Genomic DNA, 3,985 nt, shown 5'->3' on the forward strand with positions numbered 1-3,985 from the left:
ATATAAGACATAAGACAATTGACGACCCTGGGTTTACCAGGATACACTCGCGGCATTCATCCCTACATCCCCCTCGGAGATTTCTATGAGCAAAAAGCCCGTCCGCGTGGCCGTCACCGGCGCCGCCGGCCAGATTGGTTATGCGCTGCTGTTTCGCATCGCTTCCGGCGAGATGCTAGGCAAGGATCAACCGGTGATCTTGCAGTTGTTGGAGATCCCGGACGAGAAGGCGCAAAAAGCCCTCAAGGGCGTGATGATGGAGCTGGAAGACTGCGCCTTCCCGCTGCTGGCTGGAATGGAGGCGCACAGCGACCCGATGGGGGCGTTCAAAGACACCGACTACGCCTTGCTGGTGGGTGCGCGTCCGCGCGGCCCTGGCATGGAGCGCAAGGACCTGCTGGCGGCCAATGCGCAGATCTTCACGGTGCAGGGCAAGGCACTCAACGCCGTGGCGTCGCGCAACGTCAAGGTGCTGGTGGTAGGCAATCCGGCCAACACTAACGCTTACATCGCCATGAAGTCGGCCCCCGATCTGCCGGCAAAGAACTTCACCGCCATGCTGCGCCTGGACCACAACCGTGCCGCGTCTCAGATTGCGGCCAAGACCGGCAAGCCTGTGGCCAGCATCGAGAAGCTGTGCGTGTGGGGCAACCACTCGCCGACGATGTACGCCGACTACCGCTTCGCCACCATCGAAGGCCAGTCGGTCAAGGCCATGATCAACGACGAGGACTGGAACCGCAATGTCTTCTTGCCCACCGTCGGCAAGCGCGGCGCGGCCATCATCGAGGCGCGCGGCCTGTCCTCGGCGGCCTCGGCGGCCAACGCTGCCATCGACCACATGCGCGACTGGGCGTTGGGCACGAATGGCAAGTGGGTGACCATGGGCATCCCCTCGCAGGGCTGGTACGGCATCCCGAAAGACGTGGTGTTCGGCTTCCCGGTCACCTGCGCCAACGGCGAGTACACGGTGGTCGAAGGGCTGCCGATCGACGAGTTTAGCCAGCAGTGCCTGAACAAGACCCTGGCCGAGCTAGAAGAAGAGCGCCAGGGCGTGGCGCATCTGATCTGAGCAGGACGGACCCGCGCATGCCCACGCCTTCGCCGGCCCCCTTGCGCCACCCGCGCGAGGTCTTGCTGGGTGCACAGGCCGGTGCCGTTTGGCTGCCCGCCTGCGACCACTATGCAGGGGTGGAGGCGCGCATGCGCAAGAGTTTGGCCTTGCAGGCCGAGTGGTCCGCGCGCCACGGGACGTGCCTGTTCGATGTCACGCTGGATTGCGAGGACGGCGCCCCGGTGGGGGGCGAGGCCGAACACGCCGCGCTGGTGGTCGAGCTGGTGCGCGGGCTGGACTGGGCCGCGCCCGTGCCGCCGCGCGTGGGCGTGCGGGTGCACCCGGTGGACCATCCGGCGTTCGAGGCCGACGTGGCCACCATTGTCGGCGCGGTCGGCGCGCGCCTGACGCACCTGATGATCCCCAAGGTCGAGACGGCGGGCGATGTCGCGCGCGCTGTGGTGGCGGTCGATGCCGCTGGCGCGCCGAGGTTGCCGCTGCATGTGCTGATCGAATCGCCAGCGGCGGTGCATCGGGCGTTTGAGATCGCCGCGCATCCGCGCGTGGCGTCGCTGAGCTTCGGGCTGATGGATTTTGTCTCCGCGCACGGCGGGGCGATTCCTGCCACGGCGATGACGGTGCAGGGGCAGTTCGAGCATCCGCTGGTCTGTCGCGCCAAGCTCGAGGTCGCCAGCGCCGCCCATGCGCACGGCAAGGTGCCGTCGCACGGCGTGGTGACCGAGTTCCGCGACCGGCAGGCGGTGCAGCGCGCCGCCGAGCGCGCCGCCGGGGCCTTCGGCTATACGCGCATGTGGAGCATCCACCCCGACCAAATCGAGCCGATCGTGACGGCTTTTCGGCCGCGGCCCGACGAGGTGGAGCAGGCGGCCGAGATCATCGGCCGTGCCGCTGCCGCCGATTGGGCGCCGATATCCCACCAGGGATATTTGCATGACCGCGCGTCTTTCCGCTACTTTTGGCAGGTGCTGGAGCGGGCCCACGCCACCGGCGTGGCGCTGCCCGAGACGGTGCGCGGCCACTTCCGATGACATTTCCACCGACTGGAGCACACACCATGCTGCAAGCCTATCGTGACCATGTGGCCGAGCGCGCCGCGCTGGGCATCCCACCGTTGCCGCTGAACGCACAGCAGACGGCCGATCTGATCGAGCTGATCAAAAACCCACCGGCGGGCGAAGACCCGCAGTTTCTGCTGGATCTGCTCACGCACCGGGTGCCCCCAGGGGTAGACGACGCGGCCAAGGTCAAGGCGTCTTTTTTGGCGGCCGTGGCGCATGGCGACATCCAGGTGGACCTCATCAGCCGCGCCAAGGCGACCGAGCTGCTGGGCACGATGGTTGGCGGCTACAACGTCAAGCCGTTGATCGACCTGCTCGACGATGCCGCGGTGGCGCCGATCGCTGCCGAAGGGCTGAAGAAAACGCTGCTGATGTTCGACGCTTTCCACGACGTGGCCGAGAAGGTGCAAGCGGGCAACGCGCACGCGCGCGCCGTCATGCAGAGCTGGGCGGATGCGCAGTGGTTTCTCTCGCGCCCAGAGGTGCCGCACAAGATCACCGTCACCGCCTTCAAGGTACCCGGCGAGACCAACACCGACGACCTGACGCCCGCGCCGGACGCCTGGAGCCGACCCGACATTCCTCTGCACGCGCTGGCGATGCTGAAAAACAAGCGGCCTGACGCGCCGTTCGAGCCAGACGAAGACGGCAAGCGCGGTCCGATCAGCGTGATCGAGCGCCTGAAGGCCCAGGGCCATCTCGTCGCTTACGTGGGCGATGTGGTGGGCACGGGCTCCAGCCGCAAGTCGGCCACCAACAGCGTCATTTGGTGGACTGGCCAAGACATCCCGTATGTGCCCAACAAGCGCTACGGTGGCGTGACGCTGGGCGGCAAGATCGCGCCGATCTTCTTCAACACGCAGGAAGACTCGGGCTCACTGCCGATCGAGGTGGACGTCAGCCAGATCGAGTTCGGCGACGTCATCGACATTTACCCCTACGACGGCAAGATCGAGAAGAACGGCCAAGTCATCGCCACCTTCCAACTCAAGAGCGAGGTGCTGCTGGACGAGGTGCGCGCGGGCGGTCGCATCAACCTGATCATCGGCCGCGGGCTGACAGGCAAGGCGCGTGAGTTTTTGGGGCTGCCAGCCTCCACGGTGTTTCGCCTGCCTAAGCCCCCGGTGGATTCCGGTAAGGGCTACACGCTGGCGCAGAAGATGGTGGGGCGCGCCTGTGGGCTGCCAGAGGGCAAGGGCATCCGCCCGGGCACCTACTGCGAGCCGAAGATGACCACCGTGGGCAGCCAGGACACCACCGGTCCGATGACGCGCGACGAGCTCAAGGACCTGGCGTGTCTGGGCTTCTCGGCCGATTTGGTGATGCAGTCGTTCTGCCACACCGCCGCCTACCCGAAGCCAGTGGACGTCAAGATGCACCGCGAGCTGCCGGCCTTCATCAGCAGCCGCGGTGGCGTCAGTCTGCGCCCCGGTGATGGCGTGATCCACTCATGGCTCAACCGCATGTTGTTGCCCGACACGGTGGGCACCGGCGGCGACAGCCACACGCGCTTTCCGATCGGCATCAGCTTCCCGGCCGGCTCTGGGCTGGTGGCCTTTGCCGCCGCCACTGGCGTCATGCCACTGGACATGCCCGAGAGCGTGCTGGTGCGCTTCAAAGGGCAGATGCAACCTGGCATCACGCTGCGCGACCTGGTGCATGCCATTCCGCTCTACGCCATCCAGCAAGGTCTGCTGACGGTGGAAAAGAAGGGCAAGAAGAACATCTTCTCTGGCCGTATCCTGGAAATCGAGGGCCTGCCCGATTTGAAGGTGGAACAGGCATTCGAGTTTTCCGACGCGTCGGCCGAGCGCTCGGCAGCAGGCTGCACGATCAAGCTCAACAAAGAGCC

At 65.9% G+C, this 3,985-nt stretch carries 3 protein-coding genes; all 3 read left to right on the plus strand.

Features of this window, described 5'->3' with window-relative positions:
- Window positions 1–85 precede the first annotated feature (85 nt).
- The gene (locus tag P3W97_RS01755; RefSeq protein WP_300843248.1) at window positions 86–1,072 is read left to right on the plus strand and encodes a malate dehydrogenase; all 987 of its coding nucleotides are present in this window, start codon (window positions 86–88) and stop codon (window positions 1,070–1,072) included.
- Between the two features lie 17 nt (window positions 1,073–1,089).
- A complete protein-coding gene (locus tag P3W97_RS01760) occupies window positions 1,090–2,103 on the plus strand; it encodes an aldolase/citrate lyase family protein (protein ID WP_300843249.1) in 1,014 nt (337 codons plus the stop codon).
- A 26-nt stretch (window positions 2,104–2,129) separates the two neighbouring features.
- On the plus strand, window positions 2,130–3,985 hold a 1,856-nt coding region (locus P3W97_RS01765), incomplete at its 3' end, for a bifunctional aconitate hydratase 2/2-methylisocitrate dehydratase (RefSeq protein ID WP_300843250.1).

The organism is Tepidimonas sp., assembly GCF_029335975.1.
Taxonomy (GTDB): domain Bacteria; phylum Pseudomonadota; class Gammaproteobacteria; order Burkholderiales; family Burkholderiaceae_C; genus Tepidimonas.

What these genes read in the sequence shown, in the direction of transcription:
- P3W97_RS01755 (WP_300843248.1), top strand. Translation starts at nt 86, where the DNA reads ATGAGCAAAAAGCCCGTCCGCGTGGCCGTCACCGGCGCCGCCGGCCAG.
- P3W97_RS01760 (WP_300843249.1), top strand. Translation starts at nt 1,090, where the DNA reads ATGCCCACGCCTTCGCCGGCCCCCTTGCGCCACCCGCGCGAGGTCTTG.